This window comes from Pseudomonas sp. MLB6B (assembly GCF_054508135.1).
Map to the genome: position 1 here is coordinate 4,039,653 of NZ_CP199313.1, position 17,303 is coordinate 4,056,955.

15 protein-coding genes and 1 pseudogene are annotated in these 17,303 nt (G+C 63.6%); 5 read left to right on the forward strand and 11 right to left on the reverse strand.

Features of this window, described 5'->3' with window-relative positions:
• Nucleotides 1-11: 11 nt before the first annotated feature.
• The 3 genes from ACSMEV_RS17825 to ACSMEV_RS17835 all read right to left on the reverse strand — a co-directional run bounded on the left by ACSMEV_RS17825 (nucleotide 12) and on the right by ACSMEV_RS17835 (nucleotide 2,685).
• Nucleotides 12-491 carry a CS1 type fimbrial major subunit gene (locus ACSMEV_RS17825; protein ID WP_459206320.1) on the reverse strand — a complete coding sequence of 160 codons (480 nt, stop codon included), beginning with the start codon at nucleotides 489-491 and terminating at the stop codon, nucleotides 12-14.
• 221 nt (nucleotides 492-712) lie between these two features.
• Complete coding sequence (locus ACSMEV_RS17830) at nucleotides 713-2,374, reverse strand: cation acetate symporter (protein WP_459208378.1); 1,662 nt, start codon at nucleotides 2,372-2,374, stop codon at nucleotides 713-715.
• Nucleotides 2,374-2,685, reverse strand: a complete 312-nt coding sequence (locus ACSMEV_RS17835) for a DUF485 domain-containing protein (protein WP_459206321.1) — start codon at nucleotides 2,683-2,685, stop codon at nucleotides 2,374-2,376. The genes ACSMEV_RS17830 and ACSMEV_RS17835 overlap by 1 nt, the downstream gene beginning before the upstream one ends.
• A gap of 517 nt (nucleotides 2,686-3,202) precedes the next feature.
• Here ACSMEV_RS17835 and ACSMEV_RS17840 point away from each other — a divergent pair.
• On the forward strand, nucleotides 3,203-6,679 hold the full coding sequence (locus tag ACSMEV_RS17840; protein WP_459206322.1) for a hybrid sensor histidine kinase/response regulator: 3,477 nt from the start codon (nucleotides 3,203-3,205) through the stop codon (nucleotides 6,677-6,679).
• Here ACSMEV_RS17840 and ACSMEV_RS17845 read toward each other — a convergent pair.
• Both ACSMEV_RS17845 and ACSMEV_RS17850 read right to left on the reverse strand, forming a co-directional pair.
• The gene (locus ACSMEV_RS17845; RefSeq protein WP_459208379.1) at nucleotides 6,651-8,018 is read right to left on the reverse strand and encodes a DNA recombination protein RmuC; all 1,368 of its coding nucleotides are present in this window, start codon (nucleotides 8,016-8,018) and stop codon (nucleotides 6,651-6,653) included. The genes ACSMEV_RS17840 and ACSMEV_RS17845 overlap by 29 nt on opposite strands.
• A 206-nt stretch (nucleotides 8,019-8,224) precedes the next feature.
• A pseudogene (locus ACSMEV_RS17850) lies at nucleotides 8,225-8,536 on the reverse strand (sel1 repeat family protein); the annotation flags it as partial.
• Nucleotides 8,537-9,482: 946 nt separating this feature from the next.
• Between ACSMEV_RS17850 and ACSMEV_RS17855 the strand changes: the two are divergent.
• From ACSMEV_RS17855 to ACSMEV_RS17865, 3 genes are all read left to right on the forward strand, one after another.
• Nucleotides 9,483-9,704: a hypothetical protein gene (locus tag ACSMEV_RS17855; RefSeq protein ID WP_313739486.1), complete on the forward strand. Its 222-nt coding sequence runs from the start codon at nucleotides 9,483-9,485 to the stop codon at nucleotides 9,702-9,704.
• Nucleotides 9,705-9,952: 248 nt separating this feature from the next.
• Nucleotides 9,953-10,435: a hypothetical protein gene (locus ACSMEV_RS17860; protein ID WP_459206323.1), complete on the forward strand. Its 483-nt coding sequence runs from the start codon at nucleotides 9,953-9,955 to the stop codon at nucleotides 10,433-10,435.
• Nucleotides 10,436-10,582: 147 nt separating this feature from the next.
• A complete protein-coding gene (locus ACSMEV_RS17865) occupies nucleotides 10,583-11,848 on the forward strand; it encodes an OmpP1/FadL family transporter (protein WP_459206324.1) in 1,266 nt (421 codons plus the stop codon).
• A 42-nt stretch (nucleotides 11,849-11,890) separates the two neighbouring features.
• Here ACSMEV_RS17865 and ACSMEV_RS17870 read toward each other — a convergent pair whose 3' ends face one another.
• Complete coding sequence (locus ACSMEV_RS17870; protein ID WP_459206325.1) at nucleotides 11,891-12,835, reverse strand: LysR family transcriptional regulator; 945 nt, start codon at nucleotides 12,833-12,835, stop codon at nucleotides 11,891-11,893.
• Between the two features lie 116 nt (nucleotides 12,836-12,951).
• Between ACSMEV_RS17870 and ACSMEV_RS17875 the strand changes: the two genes are divergently transcribed.
• Entirely contained in the window at nucleotides 12,952-13,209 is a 258-nt protein-coding gene (locus ACSMEV_RS17875; RefSeq protein ID WP_296268872.1) for a DUF2798 domain-containing protein, read from the forward strand.
• 48 nt (nucleotides 13,210-13,257) lie between these two features.
• On the opposite strand, the gene ACSMEV_RS17880 is transcribed toward ACSMEV_RS17875, so the two are convergent.
• From ACSMEV_RS17880 to ACSMEV_RS17900, 5 genes are all read right to left on the reverse strand, one after another.
• On the reverse strand, nucleotides 13,258-13,812 hold the full coding sequence (locus ACSMEV_RS17880) for a glutathione peroxidase (RefSeq protein WP_459206326.1): 555 nt from the start codon (nucleotides 13,810-13,812) through the stop codon (nucleotides 13,258-13,260).
• A gap of 41 nt (nucleotides 13,813-13,853) precedes the next feature.
• On the reverse strand, nucleotides 13,854-13,976 hold the full coding sequence (locus tag ACSMEV_RS17885) for a hypothetical protein (protein ID WP_459208393.1): 123 nt from the start codon (nucleotides 13,974-13,976) through the stop codon (nucleotides 13,854-13,856).
• Nucleotides 13,973-15,172 (reverse strand): MFS transporter, encoded by a 1,200-nt coding sequence (locus tag ACSMEV_RS17890; RefSeq protein WP_459206327.1) that lies wholly within the window; start codon nucleotides 15,170-15,172, stop codon nucleotides 13,973-13,975. Before ACSMEV_RS17890 ends, ACSMEV_RS17885 begins: the two co-directional genes overlap by 4 nt.
• 89 nt (nucleotides 15,173-15,261) lie before the next feature.
• Nucleotides 15,262-16,374 carry a glycoside hydrolase family 5 protein gene (locus ACSMEV_RS17895; protein ID WP_459208380.1) on the reverse strand — a complete coding sequence of 371 codons (1,113 nt, stop codon included), beginning with the start codon at nucleotides 16,372-16,374 and terminating at the stop codon, nucleotides 15,262-15,264.
• A 190-nt stretch (nucleotides 16,375-16,564) separates the two neighbouring features.
• Nucleotides 16,565-17,302 carry an adenosylcobinamide-GDP ribazoletransferase gene (locus tag ACSMEV_RS17900; protein ID WP_459206328.1) on the reverse strand — a complete coding sequence of 246 codons (738 nt, stop codon included), beginning with the start codon at nucleotides 17,300-17,302 and terminating at the stop codon, nucleotides 16,565-16,567.
• Nucleotide 17,303: the final 1 nt, after the last annotated feature.

Consider the following 17,303-nt stretch of genomic DNA (forward strand, 5'->3'; position numbering starts at 1 on the left):
AGTGAGCGCGCTCAGGGCGCGGCGGTTTCGAACACCATGCTGACAAGGCCTTGGTAATCGCCCGGCACGAAGCTGCCGGTGGTCGGCGCTACGGCTGCGACCTGGAAGCCGACCGTCGCGCCGGCGTTGGCTTGGGCGGCGGGTACCACGGTGGCGGCGGTGGTGGTCAGCGCCTTGCCAGCGACCTTGACCTCCAGGCCGATGGCGTTGGCACCGCTGGAAATGATCGCGGGCGAGACCAGATAGGCCGAAATGTCGCCCACGGTGCTCTTGACCTGCAATTGCTTGTCGATAGTGCCGAACGCGCCTTGGAACGAGTTCCACGGCAGCTCCTGCGGATCGTTCATCCAGCCGCCACCGACCGGTTCGACATAGAACGCCGCCGTCGGAACGGTAGCGATGACCTGCACTTGCTTCTCGATGGGGTCGGCCGCCAGCGCGGCGGTGGCGCTGAGCAAGGCCAGGGGAAGGGCCAGAAGGATGCGTTTCACGAATTCAATCTCCTTGAAAGGGCCTGCAAGCACAGTGCAGGCAGAACGTCAGCCCGGCGGAATGCCGTCGACACAAGGATTATTCGTAAAAGGCTGTAGGCACGGACCCAGACCCTTCCCAAGGACGTGAGGAAATTTCCCAAGGCTGCCGCTTAGGCACCCCCCGGACGCAAAAACGCCCCGCGAGCGGGGCGTCGAGCATTACGCAGGGTCAATGCCGGTCAGTGAGACACCGCGCCACTGGCGCCAAGGCCGGTCTGTGAGCGTACGAACTGCGGGAAGAACAGCGCACGTTCCTTTTCCGCCGCCGCGGACTTGTCGGTGATCGAGAAGAACCAGATGCCGACGAAGGCGATGACCATGGAGAACAGCGCCGGGTACTCGTACGGATAGATGGCCTTCTCATGCCCCAGGATCTGCACCCAGATGGTCGGGCCCAACACCATCAGGCCCACGGCGCTGATCAGCCCCAGCCAGCCGCCGATCATGGCCCCGCGTGTGGTCAGCTTCTGCCAGTACATCGAAAGCAGCAGCACCGGGAAGTTGCAGCTGGCGGCGATGGAGAAGGCCAGGCCCACCATGAAGGCGATGTTCTGGTTCTCGAACAGGATACCCAGGCCGATGGCCAGGATGCCCAACGCCACGGTCGTGATCTTCGAGACGCGGATTTCATCCTTGTCGTTGACCTTGCCCTTGCGCCAGACGCTGGCGTACAGGTCGTGGGACACCGCCGAAGCACCGGCCAGGGTCAGGCCGGCCACTACGGCGAGGATGGTGGCGAACGCCACCGCCGAGATGAAGCCCAGGAAGATGCTGCCGCCCACGGCATCGGCCAGGTGCACCGCCGCCATGTTGTTGCCGCCGAGCAAAGCGCCTGCGGCGTCCTTGAAGGCCGGGTTGGTGCTCACCAGCAGAATCGCGCCGAAACCGATGATGAAGGTCAGGATGTAGAAGTAGCCGATGAAGCCGGTGGCGTACAGCACGCTCTTGCGCGCTTCCTTGGCGTCGGACACGGTGAAGAAGCGCATCAGGATGTGCGGCAGGCCGGCGGTGCCGAACATCAGCGCCAAGCCCAGGGAGAAGGCCGAGATCGGGTCCTTGACCAGGCCGCCCGGGCTCATGATCGCTTCGCCTTTGGCGTGGACCTTGATCGCTTCGGAGAACAGCGTGTTGAAGTCGAAGCCCACATGCTTCATCACCATCAGCGCCATGAAGCTTGCGCCCGAGAGCAGCAGCACGGCCTTGATGATCTGCACCCAGGTGGTGGCCAGCATGCCGCCGAACAATACGTACAGGCACATGAGGATGCCGACCAGGATCACCGCAACGTGGTAGTCCAGGCCGAACAGCAGCTGGATCAGCTTGCCGGCGCCTACCATCTGCGCGATCAGGTAGAAGGCCACCACCACCAGCGAGCCGGAGGCCGACAGGGTGCGGATCTGCTTCTGCCCCAGGCGGTAGGAGGCCACGTCGGCGAAGGTGTATTTGCCCAGGTTGCGCAGGCGTTCGGCGATCAGGAAGAGAATGATCGGCCAGCCGACCAGGAAGCCGATGGAGTAGATCAGGCCGTCGTAGCCGGAGGTGTACACCAGCGCGGAAATCCCCAGGAAGGAGGCGGCCGACATGAAGTCACCGGCGATCGCCAGGCCGTTCTGGAAGCCCGTGATGCGCCCACCTGCGGCGTAGTAGTCGGCGGCGGAGCGGTTGCGCTTCGAGGCCCAGTAGGTGATCCCCAGGGTGAACAGCACGAAGGCCAGGAACATGGCGATGGCCGAGACGTTCAGCGGCTGCTTGTGCACTTCGCCGGTCAGGGCGTCGGCGGCGAAGGCGAGCGGAGCCAGGGTGGTGCCGGCCAGGGCCAGCAGCGAGGTGGAAAGGCGCATCATGGCTGCACCTCCCTGAGCACGGCTTGGTTCAACTCGTCGAATTCGCCGTTGGCACGGCGAACGTAGATGGCCGTGAGGATGAAGGCGGCGACGATCAACCCGACGCCCAGCGGGATTCCCCAAGTCGTCGAGGAGCCGGGGCTGAGTTTGGCGCCGAGCAACTGCGGGCCATAGGCGATGAGCAGGATGAAGGCCGAATACAGCCCGAGCATGATGCCCGACAGGATCCAGGCGAAACGCTCGCGCTTGCGCACCAGCTCCTTGAAACGCGGACTGTTCTGTATCGATAGATAAATGCTGTCGTTCATTGTTTTTGTCCTAGCAGCACAGATTAGGGAATACCCATGTCAACTTTAGGCGCAGCGGTAAAGCCAACCAGACGACCTTAGTCTTAGATGCAACAGTGTCTTGCGCCTTACGTAACAAACGCCGTCACCATCAATGCCTGTGCCCCTGACAATGCCCGGACCTGTGGAGAGCCTTAACCTGTGGGGGCCCTTACCCTGTGGGGTGACCCTAACCCTGTGGAAAGGCCCTGCCCTGTAGGAGCGGCTTCAGCCGCGATGGCCGGCAACGCCGGCCCAATGGGCACTACGCCCTCTACCCGGCATCACCCTATCGCCTGTATCAGGGCTGCTGCGCAGCCCATCGCGGCTTAAGCCGCTCCCACAGGTCGGTCATTGTGCTTTCGGTGACGGCGCCCCCCTTCCGGAAATACCGAGCCGGCCGTTTCCTACCGACCTTCGTCGAACCTGACGCGCATACCCCCGACGTGCCAGACTCGCGCCTTCTGACCCGACCGTTCCACTGCCCTGCGGAGTTTTCATGTCGTTGTCCAGCGGGCTGATCGCCGTCGTCGCCCTCGCCTACATGGCCATCATGTTCGCCATCGCCTTTTACGGCGACCGGCGCAGCACGCCCCTGCCCCCACGCCTGCGCGCCTGGGTCTACAGCCTGTCGCTGGCGGTGTATTGCACCAGCTGGACCTTCTTCGGCGCCGTCGGCCAAGCCGCCGAGCAGCTGTGGGCGTTCCTGCCGATCTACCTGGGGCCGATCCTGTTGCTGATCGGCGCCCCCTGGGTGGTGCAGAAGATGGTGCTGATCAGCAAACAGGAAAACATCACCTCCATCGCCGACTTCATCGCCGCCCGCTACGGCAAGTCGCAGAGCCTGGCCGTGGTGGTGGCGCTGATCTGCCTGGTCGGCGTGCTGCCCTACATCGCCTTGCAGCTCAAGGGCATCGTGCTCGGCGTCAACCTGCTGATCGGCGCCAGTGCCGATGCCACCGGCACGCGGGTGCAGGACACCGCGATGGTGGTGTCGCTGGTACTGGCGCTGTTCGCCATCGTTTTCGGCACGCGCAGCCTGGACGTCACCGAGCACCACCGCGGCATGGTCCTGGCCATCGCCTTCGAATCGCTGGTCAAGCTGCTGGCGTTTCTTGCGGTCGGCGTGTTCGTGGTGTTCAACCTGTACGACGGTTTCGATGACCTGCTCGGCCAGGCGCGCCAGTCGCTGCACTTGGAGCACTACTGGCAGGAAACCATCAATTGGCCGTCGATGGTGGTGCAGACCTGCGTGGCGATGATGGCGATCATCTGTCTGCCGCGGCAGTTCCACGTCACCGTGGTGGAGAACATCGACCCGCAGGATGTGCGCATGGCGCGCTGGGTGTTCCCGCTGTACCTGGCGCTGGCCGCGCTGTTCGTGGTGCCCATCGCCCTGGCCGGGCAGATGCTGTTGCCCGGTACGGTGATGTCCGACTCGTTCGTGATCAGCCTGCCGCTGGCCGAGGCGCACCCGAGCCTGGCCCTGCTGGCCTTCATCGGCGGGGCTTCGGCGGCCACCGGCATGGTCATCGTCGAGGCCGTGGCGCTGTCGACCATGGTCTCCAACGACATGCTGCTGCCCTGGTTATTGCGCCGCAACAACGCCGAGCGCCCGTTCGAGGTGTTCCGCCACTGGATGCTCTCGGTGCGCCGCGTGACCATCGTGGTGATCCTGCTGCTGGCCTATGTCAGCTATCGCCTGCTGGGCTCCACGGCTAGCCTGGCGACCATCGGCCAGATCGCCTTCGCCGCCGTCACCCAGTTGGCCCCGGCCATGCTCGGCGCGCTGTACTGGAAGCAGGCCAACCGCCGCGGCGTGTTCGCCGGTCTGGCCGCCGGTACCTTTCTCTGGTTCTACACCTTGGTGCTGCCGATCACCGCCCATAGCCTGGGCTGGTCGCTGGCGCTGTTCCCAGGGCTGGAATGGCTGCACGGCAATCCGCTGAATCTACCGATCAGCCCGTTGACACAAGGCGTGGTGCTGTCGCTGGCCGGCAACTTCACCCTGTTCGCCTGGGTCTCGGTGCTGTCGCGCACGCGCGTGTCGGAGCACTGGCAGGCCGGGCGTTTCATCGGCCAGCAGAGCAGCGCACGCCCCGGCCACCGCTCGCTGCTGGCGGTGCAAATCGACGACCTGCTCAACCTGGCGGCGCGCTTCGTCGGCGAGGAACGCGCGCGGCAGAGCTTCGTGCGTTTCGCCGCCTTGCAGGGCAAGAGCTTCAACCCCAGCCAGAACGCCGACGGTGACTGGATCGAGCACACCGAGCGCTTGCTGGCCGGGGTGCTCGGCACCTCTTCGACCCGCGCCGTGGTCAAGGCTGCCATCGAAGGTCGCGACATGCAGCTCGAAGACGTGGTGCGCATCGCCGACGAAGCCTCGGAAGTGTTGCAGTTCAACCGCGCGCTGCTGCAAGGGGCGATCGAGAACATCAACCAGGGCATCAGCGTGGTCGACCAGAACCTGCACCTGGTGGCCTGGAACCGCCGCTACCTGGAGTTGTTCGACTATCCCGACGGCTTGATCGGCGTGGGCCGGCCGATCGCCGACATCATCCGCTACAACGCCGAACGCGGCCTGTGCGGGCCGGGCGAGGCCCAAGTGCACGTGGCGCGGCGCCTGCACTGGATGCGTCAGGGCCGGGCGCACACCTCCGAGCGGCTGTTCCCCAACGGCCGGGTGATCGAGCTGATAGGCAACCCCATGCCCGGCGGCGGCTTCGTCATGAGCTTCACCGACATCACGCCGTTCCGCGACGCCGAGCAGGCGCTCAAGGATGCCAACGAAAGCCTCGAACAACGGGTCGCCGAGCGTACCCACGAGCTGTCGCAACTGAACCAGGCCTTGTCCGAGGCCAAGAGCCATGCCGAAGCGGTCAGCCAATCGAAGACGCGCTTCCTGGCAGCGGTCAGCCACGATCTGATGCAGCCGCTCAACGCCGCGCGGCTGTTTTCCGCCGCCTTGTCGCAGCAGGACGACGGCCTGACCGACGATGCCCGGCAACTGGTGCGGCACCTGGACAGTTCGCTACGCTCGGCCGAGGAACTGATCAGCGACCTGCTGGACATCTCGCGCCTGGAAAACCGCAAGATCACCCCCGACGTGAAGCCGTTCGCCCTGGGCGAGCTGTTCGACACCCTGGGCGCCGAGTTCAAAGTGCTGGCGGCAGAGAAACAGCTGGCGTTCCGCCTGCGCGGCAGCCGCCTGCGGGTGGCCAGCGACATCAAGCTGCTGCGTAGGGTGCTGCAGAACTTCCTGACCAATGCCCTGCGCTATGGTCGAGGGCCGATTCTGCTGGGCACGCGGCGCGAGGGCGAGCTGTTGTGGCTCGAAGTGTGGGACCGCGGTCCTGGCATTGCCGACGACAAGCTGCAGGTGATCTTCGAGGAATTCAAACGCCTGGACAGCCACCAGACCCGTGCCGAGAAGGGCCTGGGCCTGGGCCTGGCGATCGCCGACGGGCTATGCCGGGTGCTCGGCCACCCCTTGCAGGTGCGTTCGTGGCCTGGCAAAGGCAGCGTGTTCCGCGTCGGCGTGCCGATCTCCCGCGCGCCTGCCGCTGTCGCCGCCCCCATGCCGGAGCAGGCGGGTCAGCCGTTGGCAGGCTTGCAGGTGCTGTGCGTGGACAACGAAGACAGCATCCTGGTGGGCATGACCAGCCTGCTGGGGCGCTGGGGCTGCCAGGTGTGGACCGCCAGCAACCGCGCCCAGTGCCAGGCGCTGCTGGAGAGCGGCGTGCGTCCGCACCTGGCCTTGGTGGACTACCACTTGGACGAGGGCGATACCGGCACGCAGTTGATGGCCTGGTTACGCACGCGGCTCGGCGAGCCAGTGCCAGGGGTGGTGATCAGTGCCGACGGGCGCAGCGAAACCATCGCCCAAGTGCATGCCGCGGGCCTGGATTTTCTCTCCAAACCGGTCAAACCCGCCGCGTTGCGTGCCTTGCTCAACCGTCATCTGAGCCTGGTGCACTGACCTCCTGGGTCAAGGCGCGCTCCAGCAGGTCGGCCGGCAGGCTCTTGCTGGCGCGCGCGCCGAGCAGCTTGAGCTGCTCGCTGCGGCTGATCAGGTTGCCGCGCCCTTCGCACAGTTTGTTGCGCGCCGCCGCGTAGGCTTTATCGACCTGTTGCAGGCGATTGCCGAGTTCGTCCAGGTCCTGGATGAACAACACGAACTTGTCGTACAGCCAGCCGGCACGCTCGGCGATCTCGCGGGCGTTCTGGCTCTGGCGCTCCTGTTTCCACAGGCTGTCGATCACCCGTAGCGTGGCCAGCAGTGTGGTGGGGCTGACGATCACGATCTGCTTGTCGAAGGCTTCTTGGAACAGGTTCGGTTCGGCCTGCAAGGCCGCCGAAAAAGCCGCCTCGATGGGTACGAAGAGCAGCACGAAGTCGAGGCTGTGCAGCCCTTCCAGGCGGTTGTAGTCCTTGCCGGAAAGGCCTTTGACATGGCTGCGCAACGATTGCACGTGCTGCTTCAACGCCGCCTGGCCGCGGCTGTTGTCCGACTCGCTGACGTACTGCTGGTAGGCGGTTAGGCTGACCTTGGCGTCGACGATCACCTGCTTGTTGCCTGGCATCATGATCAGCACGTCGGGCTGGAAGCGCTCGCCGTCGGCGCTCTTGAGGCTGACCTGGGTCTGGTATTCGCGGCCCTTTTCCAGACCTGCGTGTTCCAGCACACGCTCCAGGATCAACTCGCCCCAGTTGCCCTGGGTCTTCTGGCCCTTGAGGGCCTGGGTAAGGTTGGTGGCTTCGTCCGACAGACGCTGGTTGAGCTGTTGCAGGCGCTCCAGCTCCTTGCCCAGGGAAAAACGTTCGCGGGCTTCTTGCTGGTAGCTTTCCTCCACACGCTTTTCGAACGCCTGGATACGCTCCTTGAGCGGGTCGAGCAACTGGCCCAGGTGCTGCTGGCTGGTCTGGGCGAAGCGCTGCTCGCGCTCGTCGAAAATCCTGGTGGCCATTTCGGCGAACTGCGCACGCAAGGTGTCGCGGGCCTGCTGGAGGTCTTCGAGGCGCTGCTGATGGTTTTCCTGCTGTTCGCGCAGTTCGGCTTCCAAACGTGCGGCCTGGGCTTCCAGGCGGCGCAGTTCAGTTTCGCGGTTACTGCGCTCCAAGTGCCAGGCATGGGCGGCGTCACGGGCGTTGTCCCGTTCGATCTGCAGCAGTTCGACTTCGCGCTGCTGGGCGGCCAGGTTGGCCTGCTTGAGTGCGTTGGCTTCGCTAAGATCGCTGATTTCGTCGCGGGTGGCGTCCAATTGGGCCTGCAACCCTTCCTGGGCCAGCTGCGCGCTGCCCAGGCGCTCTTCGGCCATGGCTTTGTCGGTCTGGGCTGTGGCGAGCCGCCTCTGGATTTGCAGCGCCCAACCCAGGCAGGGCACGGCGGCCACGATGAAGCCCAGCAGAATGCTGGTAAGGTCCACGGCCATGAGGGCTCCCAATGCTTGCCAGAGAAAAGCCGCCAGCTTATCAGCTCGGCTGGGTGCAGGCCTTCACGCGCTTGGCTTCAACCGTTTCGGTTGAGCCGGGCGTAGGCCTGCTGGGCCTGTGCATCACCGGCACGCGCCGCCTGGCGCAGCAGCTCGTGCCCGATACGGCGGTCGCGGGGGTGGCCGCAGTCGCGGCATAGCAGTTGACCTAGACGGCTTTGCGCCACCACGACCCCTTGGCGGGCAGGCTGCTTGAGCAGTCGGCCGGCGAAGTGCTTGATGGGTGGTTTGTCACCCAGATGGGGGCTGTCGAGCAGCCACAATGCCACTTTCAGGGACAGACGCTTGGGTCTTGGCAGCGCTTGGGGAGCGACGCTGGAAACGGATTTTTCGCGAAACATCATGGGCGCACAGCAACAGCGTTTTGGAAAAGCGCGCCACTCTACTCCTTTTTGCGACCGATGGCGCGCGTACGTTCGAGAAGGTTTGGAAAAAATTTGATGATCATTTCTTGACGGTTTCACTTCCAGCGTGGGTCCTGCAAAGTGGGCCGCGCAATGTGTGCAGGGTCGGCGACCCTTGGCAAGGTGCCCGTGCTAGAGCAAGCGCCGCCGACAATCCACAGAAGCTGTGGATAACTCGGTGGACAACCCCCCTCATCGGCCTGCAAACCCTTGTAGAATGGGGCCTCCAGTCAAACTGACGATTTTTTCACCAGTCAAAAATAGTGTTTTTTTTCATTGACTTAAGCAAGCAGTCAAGGCATTGGCGATCGACAATGGCCTGCACAGCTGTGGGAAACCTTTAAGAGGGCACGTGTGTACAAGTGCTGCACTGCGGGCATGTTCATGCAGCAACAGCGGGCCGCCCAAGGCTTGGCGGGTTGCGGATGGCTGGTCAGTCTGTGGGTTTACGGGCATAATGGCCGGCTAGTTCGATGGGTAGTAAATAATGCTTGCGTGTCGATTCCCATTGGGATAAGGTGCGTCTCGTTAGTACCCAAGCAGAACGTCAATTCCAATCGTCTCGTCCTTGCGATCTTGTCTTCATATTCGACATCTCGCTGAAACCAGGACCGACGCACTCGATGATTTCCCTCACAGCCTATCGCTGATGCAGCGCGAATCACCTGATGATTGATCGGGATCTTCACCAGTGGCCTGAACCTACGCCCTGGCTCGTTGCCCACCTCCCCAAGTACCTACCAGCCAGCCCAGCGCATCCCTTATCAGCGCCTTGCTGACTGCTATTTGTTCCAGCCAGGTTTTTCGCCGTTTAATAATGGCGTCACTGGAACGTTTCTATAGTGCACGGATCAAATCCCGTGTCTTGAGCAGGAACCTCAAAAAAATGACAACTCATCATATCCAATCCGCCTTCGGGACCCTTTCCCAGGCTTTCGCACCGCTGACTTGCCTGATCGTGGCACCACGCAAGGAAAGCTTCAGCTTCACCCTCGTCGACGAGAACGGCATCGCTTGCCATAGCGAACGCTTGTACGTCGAGCAGTACAGCTCTGCTGCCCCGCTGCAGGCGGTCATCGACCGCACTCGCCAATCGCTGACCGCGTGATTGGCGAATACCTGGCCATTCAGCCCGTGAATGCCAGCCTTCTATAACTGCCTGACACCCTTCCGGCTAATCGCCACCCGGCATATCGACCGGGCAGTCAGGCAGTAATCGATTTAAAAACAGCCCTTTACCTCATGATTCTCACACTACACTTCAATTCGAGTGGCGCTTGCCGCTTCCGACGGGCCTGATCCTCCCCTGCTGCCAAGCTCCAGCGCCCGTCGGCCCTTACTCGTTGCGAGGGCACCATGGGTATCGCTGCCAAGGAATTGAGCCAGTACGTCATTCGTCCCACTCTGGTCTACCTCGATCGGCATTGTGCCAGCGCCGAGGCGCTGTTGTTGGGCGTGGCGGCCAGCCAGTCGTCCTTAGGTGCGGCATTACACGATCGCCGCGGGCATGGCCTTTACCGCATCGACGAAAGCCGCCACAACCTTTTATGGGATCACTTCCTCGCACGTGATCCGGACATGGCCAGCCGGGTTCGCGGACTGGCCAGCCAGCATGCCTTTCTGGGCGGCCCGCACTTGGAATTGACGGTCAATCTGCGCTATGCAACCGCCATCGCCTGGCTATTGATCGAACAACAGACCCCTGCTTTGCCGGCTGCAGACGACATCATGGGCTTGGCACGCATTTGGCGACAAATTTTTAGCCCGCATGGGCGGCTACGCGATTTCCGAAATGCCTGGGAAAACTGCGTTAATCCCGCATTTTCGCCTGCTATTTAAGAAGCGTCCTACAAACCCATAGAAAGAAGGAAGGTTCTGGTCGGATTGTCCTACAAAAACGCACGATTAGCCGCGATAACACAGCTAGCGCGGCGTAGTTTTTGTTGGTAGCGTTTCGCCCCGGAGATCCCAAGGAGTTTTCTAATAATGAAAAAAGTAATGCTCAAAACCTCCCTCAGCATGGCCGTTGCCCTCGCATCGACCCAGCTGTTCGCCGCCGGCTTCGCGCTCAACGAGCAAAGCGTCAGTGGCATGGGGACGGGTTTCGCGGGTCGTTCTTCCGCTGCCGATGACGCCAGTACCGTGTACGGCAACCCTGCCGGCATGTCGCGGCTCAAGCGTCAGCAAGTCACCGTCGGCGGCGCGGCGGTCATCGCCAAAACCGATATCTCTGGGCCCGGCAGCAACCTCGGTGGGGAAACCGATGGGGACATGGTGCCGTTTGTGGGTGTGCCCATGGGTTACTACGTCAAACCACTGGACGACAACTGGAGCGTAGGCTTCGGCGTCTACGTGCCCTTCGGCCTGGTCACCGACTACGGCAGCGACGATGCCGCACGCTACTGGGGCAAGAAGAGCCACGTCGAAGTCATCACTTTCCAGCCTACCGTCAGTTACGCCTTCAACGACAAGGTCTCGATCGGCATCGGCCCCACCTTCAACCGTATCCGTGGCGAGCTGGGTTCGAACCTGATCAACCCCGCCAGCCCAGGGCGTAACGACGGCGAAGTGAAGATCAAAGGCGACGATACGGCCGTAGGCTACAACGTCGGCCTGCTGGTCCAGGCCACCGACCGCACCCGTGTCGGTCTGACCTACCACTCCATGGTGGACTACAAGCTCGAAGGCAAGACCCGGGTCAGCACACCACTTATAGGTCCGTACAGCGGCAGCAAGTTCGACGCTTCGCTGAACATAAAGACGCCCGAGTCGGTCGACCTGTCGGTCACCCACGAACTGGACGACCAGTGGACCTTGTACGCCGGCAGCACCTGGACACGCTGGAGCCGCCTGAAAGACATCACCGTCGACAACGACGTGCCAAGGCCACTGGCCGGTTCGGCCTTCCAGACCATCAAGGAAGATCAGAACTGGCACGACACCTGGGCCCACGCCGTCGGTGCGTCCTACAAGGTCAACAAGCAGTGGACCCTGCGCACCGGCTTCTCCGTGGACCAGTCGCCGACCAACAACCACGACCGTTCGCCACGCATCCCTACCGGCGACCGCCGGATCTTCAGCCTGGGTGCCGGCTACAGCCCAACCGACGACATGACCATCGACGTGGCTTACTCCTACCTGTGGGAAGAAGACACCAAGGTCAACCAGGCCAGCGCCACCAAGGGCAGATACCAGGCCAAGTACGAGAACAGCGCGCACGGCTTGGGCGCTTCGCTCACCTACCGCTTCTGATTCACGCTCAATGCAACATCGAGCCGCCTTCGGGCGGCTTTTTCATGCCTGGATAGGCCATCTTGGGGCCAGGTGCTGCTGCAGGTACTCCAGCAACAGCCTGACCTTCTGGGTCATGGCGCTGCGGTCGGCAACGCACAGGTAGATATCCATCGGTTCGGTTTGCGCATAGGCTTGATCGGATTGCTGCTGGTGGGGCTGCTTGGGCTCGAACAGCGGGACCAGGCGTCCGGCCTCCAGGTGTGGCCGGGCGATGAAATCCGCCAGGCGCACGATGCCGCCGTCGTGCACGGCCATGTGCGCCAAGGCATCGATGTCGTCGCTGATCAGCACAGGGTCGAAATCGGCTTCCAACCGTAGCCCGTCGCGCACGAACCCCCAGCGCAGAAAGCGCCCGTCGACCGGATAGCGAAACGCCAGGCAACGATGCTCGCGCAGTGCTTCGGGCGTGGCGGGATAGCCGGCTGTGGCCAAATAGCCGGGTGATGCGCAACAGACGAACGGAATGCGCACCACATGACGCGCCAGCAAATGGCCGTCGAGTTGTGCGTCAATGCGTAGACTGACATCGACACCTTCGCGACCATGGTCGACTTTGCGATCATTCGTCAGCAACTCTATCGAAAGCCGCGGGTAACGTTCGCTGAAGGCCGGTATCAGGGGTGCCAGCACATGCCTGCCGAACGCCGAGGTGGAAGCGATGCACAACCGTCCATGGGGCTCGCTGTCAGGCGTGTTCAGCGCTTCGCCGGCCAAGTCCAGCTCGCGCTCGACATGCCGCACCCGCTCGTAGTACAGGGCCCCAGCCGCGGTCAGGGCCATGCTGCGGGTGGTTCGAGACAGCAAGCGCGTTTGCAGGTGCCGCTCCAGGCGCGCTAGCGTCTGGCTCACCGCCGCCGGGCTGACGCCCAGGCTGCGCGCGCCGCCGGCAAGGCTGCCGGCTTCCACCACTTTGATGAAACTGCGAATCGCATTGAGCAGGTCCACGAGTGCTCCCTCCCTGCATTCGTAAGTTTTCCTTTATAGAGAACTCATTCTCCGCGGTCTACTCGCCTCCTGCGACCCAAGGCTAACCTGCGGCTTCCCTACTTCAAGGAGGTTGCATGAACGCATTCCAACCTGCCCGCAGCCGCAAGCTGCGCCCGACCGCTACGCCCTATGTGTTCGCGCTCTATATGTCGGCGATCATGGCCCTATTGATGTGCTTCGTGATCACGGCAGCCACTGCCGGCATCGATGAGGCGTACCTAGGTAACGTCCTGAAGGCCTACCGACTGGCGATGCCGGTGGCCTTCGTCTGCGTGCTGTTCGTGCGCCCCCTCGTGCTGCGCCTGGTAGCGCTGACCGTGCATCCGCACTGATGCCCTACCCAACGCCGCACACGGCGTCGGGCCAAGACTTGCGCACGCTCAGGGTTTCGAAGCGATGGCCTTTTCGATGGCCGCTTTGAAGGCAGGGTCGTCGGGCTTGGTCAGGCTGGAGAACTGCTCGACCACCTGGCCCTTACGGTCCACCACGTACTTGTAAAAATTCCACTTGGGCGCCGCGCTTTGCCGGCCCAGCTCGGCGAACAGGGGAATGGCGTCGGCGCCGCGCACGGGTTGCTCCTTGCTCATGGTGAAGGTCACGCCGTAGTTGGCGTAGCACACCTTGGCCGTTTGCGCGCTGTCGGCGTCTTCCTGCTTGAAATCGTTCGACGGAACGCCCAGCATTTCCAGACCCTGTCCATGGTACTGCTGGTACACGGCCTCCAGCCCCTCGAACTGCGGAGCAAAGCCGCAGTAACTGGCCGTATTGATCACCACTAGGGGTTTGCCGGCATAGCGCTCGCACAAGTCGATTTGCCCCTTGCCGCGCAGCTCCGGCAAGCTGCCTTGCAGCACGGCCGGACACTCGGCGGCCCAGGTCGAACCGGCGGCGGCCCAGGTCAGTAGCGGTATTGCCATCCATCGCGTCAGCTTCATGGGTGTGTCCTAGCCAGTGGTCGAAAAGCGCAGATTAGCGCTCAACACTGCCCCATGCCCAGTTGCATCAACGCCAACCCGCCTTGCCGCCAGCCCCACCACCCCAGCAGCAACAGCACCACTACTACGCCCACAACGACGCCCACTGCCCAGACAGGCCTCACGACGCCACCTGCAACCGTACCACCGGCTGCTCGCGCACCGGCCAGTTCAGTGCTGCGGCCAACAGGCTGAGCAGGATCGACAGTTGCCAGACCAGGTCGTAACTGCCGGTGCTGTCATACACCATGCCGCCCAACCAGCCCCCCAGGAATGCGCCCAATTGATGCAACAGGAATACGATGCCGCCGAGCATCGACAGGTTGCGCACACCGAACAGCGTGGCGACCGTACCGTTGGTCAGCGGCACGGTGGACAGCCACAGCAGACCCATGGCGATACCGAACGCGTAGGCGCTGAACTCGCTGACCGGTGCCCACAGGAATAGCCCGATGACGCCTGCGCGCAACAGGTACAGCGCCGTCAGCAGGCGCGGCTTGGACATGCGCCCGCCCAGCCAGCCGGCGCTGTAGGTGCCGACGATGTTGAACAGCCCCACCAGGGCAAGCACCGTGGTCCCGACGGAGGCCGACAAGTGCTGGTCGACCAGGTAGGAAGGCAGGTGCACGCCAATGAACACCACCTGGAACCCGCAGACGAAAAAGCCCAGCCCCAATAACCAGAACCCCGAATGCGAACAGGCCTCGCGCAGCGCCTGGCCCAGGGTCTGCTCCACGCCAGTGTGGGGCAGCGGTCGATCACGCAGCATGCCCACCAAGGGCACGATCAAAGCCACCAACAGGCCGAGCGTGAGCAGCGCGGCCGACCAGCCCAACCACTGAATCATGCCCAAGGTGCCTGGCAGCATGACGAACTGGCCGAACGAACCCGCCGCACTGGCGATACCCATGGCCATGCTGCGCTGCTCGACCGGCACCGCGCGGCCGACCACGCCCAGAATCACCGAGAACGAGGTACCGGACAGGCCGATGCCGATCAACAGCCCGGCACTGAGCGACAACGACCAGGGTGAGTCGGCCAGGGCCATCAGCATCAACCCCATGCAATACAGCACACCGCCGACCACCACCACACGCGCGGCGCCGAGCCGGTCGGCCAAGGCGCCAGCGAAGGGCTGTGCCAAGCCCCACACGAGGTTTTGCAAGGCGATGGCCAGAGCGAACACGCCCCTGCCCCAGCCGAAGTCCGCGCTCATCGGCGCCAGGAACAGGCCGAAGCCGTGACGTACGCCGAGCGACAAGGCAAGGATCAGCGCGGCGCCGAGTAGCACCCAGCCGCTGTTGCGCCAAAGGGAGTTCATTATCGTTATCTCCTGACAGTGCAATGCCCCGCACTGTCTCACAGGCCGAAAGCGCTCGACAGTGCGTGCCAGGAAAATGTGTCGAAATACTACTGGCGCAACCGGCGCAGGATCGGCTCGAAGGCTTCGGTGGTCTGACGCGGCAACGGGTCTGGCTTGCCCTGCTCCATCGCCTGCCAGTAACGCCAAGGCACCTTGGCCTTGCCCAGTTCGTAGTCCATGCCGTCCCAGGCATCTTCTCGGAAGCTGTAGAACGCCCAGTGCAAACGGTGCTCGTCGAGTACGTCGAGTACATCCTCCAGGTACTGCACGCACCCCGGCAGACGCCGCATGCAGCCGAACTCACCGACCACCAGGCGGTTGCGCGGCACGCCCACGGCATCGGCCCAATGGAGGGGCCGCTCGAGGTAGTCGCGCACGCGCTTGGCGTCCCAACGCTGCCACTGACCGGCGAACGGCGCCCCGCCCGGGTAGGCGTAGGGTTGCGCGCGCAGCAGATTGGGCGCGCTGGTCGCGGCGTACGGTTCGTACATATGCACGCTGTAGAGCGCCCGCGCATCCTCCAACGGCGCCGGCCAATAGCCGAAGGCGTCGGCGGCGGCGTACCAACCAGCGTCGAGCATCACCGGGGTGGCGCCGTCGACCTCGCGGACCGCCGCTACCACCTGCCGGTAGAACGCCGGCAGGTCGCGCGTACCGCCCCGTTGGGCGGCGTACCACTGGCGCATGGTCGCCGCATCGGCGTGCTCGGGCAAACCTGCCATTTTCTCCGGCGCCGGCTCGTTGATCAGGTTGTAGGCGGCGACGGCGGGATGGGCGTGGAGCGCCCTGGCCAGATCACGCCAGAAGGCCGCTGCCTGTGACCAATAGCGGCGTTGCTGCCAAAGCCGGTCGTCGAACGCGCCGCCGTTGTTCTGCGACCAGCGCATGCCAGGCAGTGACAAAGGCGCGATGACCACCTTGAGTCCGGCTCGATGAGCGCGGTCGAGCACCTGCACCAGTTGGTCCAGGTCTGCCTCGACCAGCCCCTGGTAGTCGTCGGCATCACCCAGGAGGAAATCTTGCTTGGCCGGCGCCCATTTGTCATAGGACAGGCGTACCCAGGTCGCGCCGTAGTCGGCCAGGGCGTCGAAGTAGGCTTGGTCTGGGGGCAGGCGATTGAAGCTGTTGCCGCCCTTGCGGGGCTCGTCCCAGAAATCGATCAGATCGGCAGCGCAGGCCGACCAGGCTGCCAGGGCCAGCAGGCCGGCGAGTAACCATCGGAACATGGAGGAAGACTCGGTCGTTGAAGGGGGCTGAAGCTTAACCAGCCTTCGCACGGCGGCGCTTCTACAAGACGTAGACGCGCCGTGCGGGGTGAGTCGCCCAATCCTGTCAGACCTTTCCCAGGCCTTAGCTCAGCACCAACGCCAGTCCTACGACCACCACCAGTTCCAGCAACTCGAGCATGGCGCCGGCAGTGTCGCCCGTGGTCCCGCCTAACCGCTTGCACATGGCGCGGCGCAGCCAGCAGAAGGCGATCAGCACCAGCGATAGGACCCACACCGCAGTCCAGCCGCCGAGCAACACACAACCGCCGGCGCAGCTCAGGACCACCTGAAATGCGCGGTCGCGTGGCAAGTGTTCGGCCAAGGCAGCGCCCAAGCCGCCCGCACGCACGTAGGGCGTGTCGCGCAAAAGCGCCAGCAACGCCGCACGCCCGACCACAGGCGCCAGCAGCAACCAGGCACCGGCGCCCTGCTCCAGCAAGGCCCACAGCGCGCAGAACTTGAGCAGCAACACCAGCATCAGGGTCACCACCGCAATGGGGCCGCTGCGCGGGTCCTTCATGATCTGCAAGGTGCGCTCGCGGTCGCCGAAGCCGCCCAGCCAGGCGTCGGCGCTGTCGGCCAGGCCGTCGAGGTGCAGCGCGCCGCTCAAGCCCACCCACAGGCTCAAGAGCAACGCAGCCTGCAACGGCGCCGGACTGCCATGCAGCAGCAAGCTGCCGAGCCACAGCAAGGCGCCGAACAGCAGGCCCACCGCCGGATACCACAACACCGAGCGGCCCATTTGCGCGGGGCTCGGCATGCCCGGCAGGCTCACCGGCAGGCTGCTGAGAAATTGCAAGGCGATCCACCAGGGCAGCATG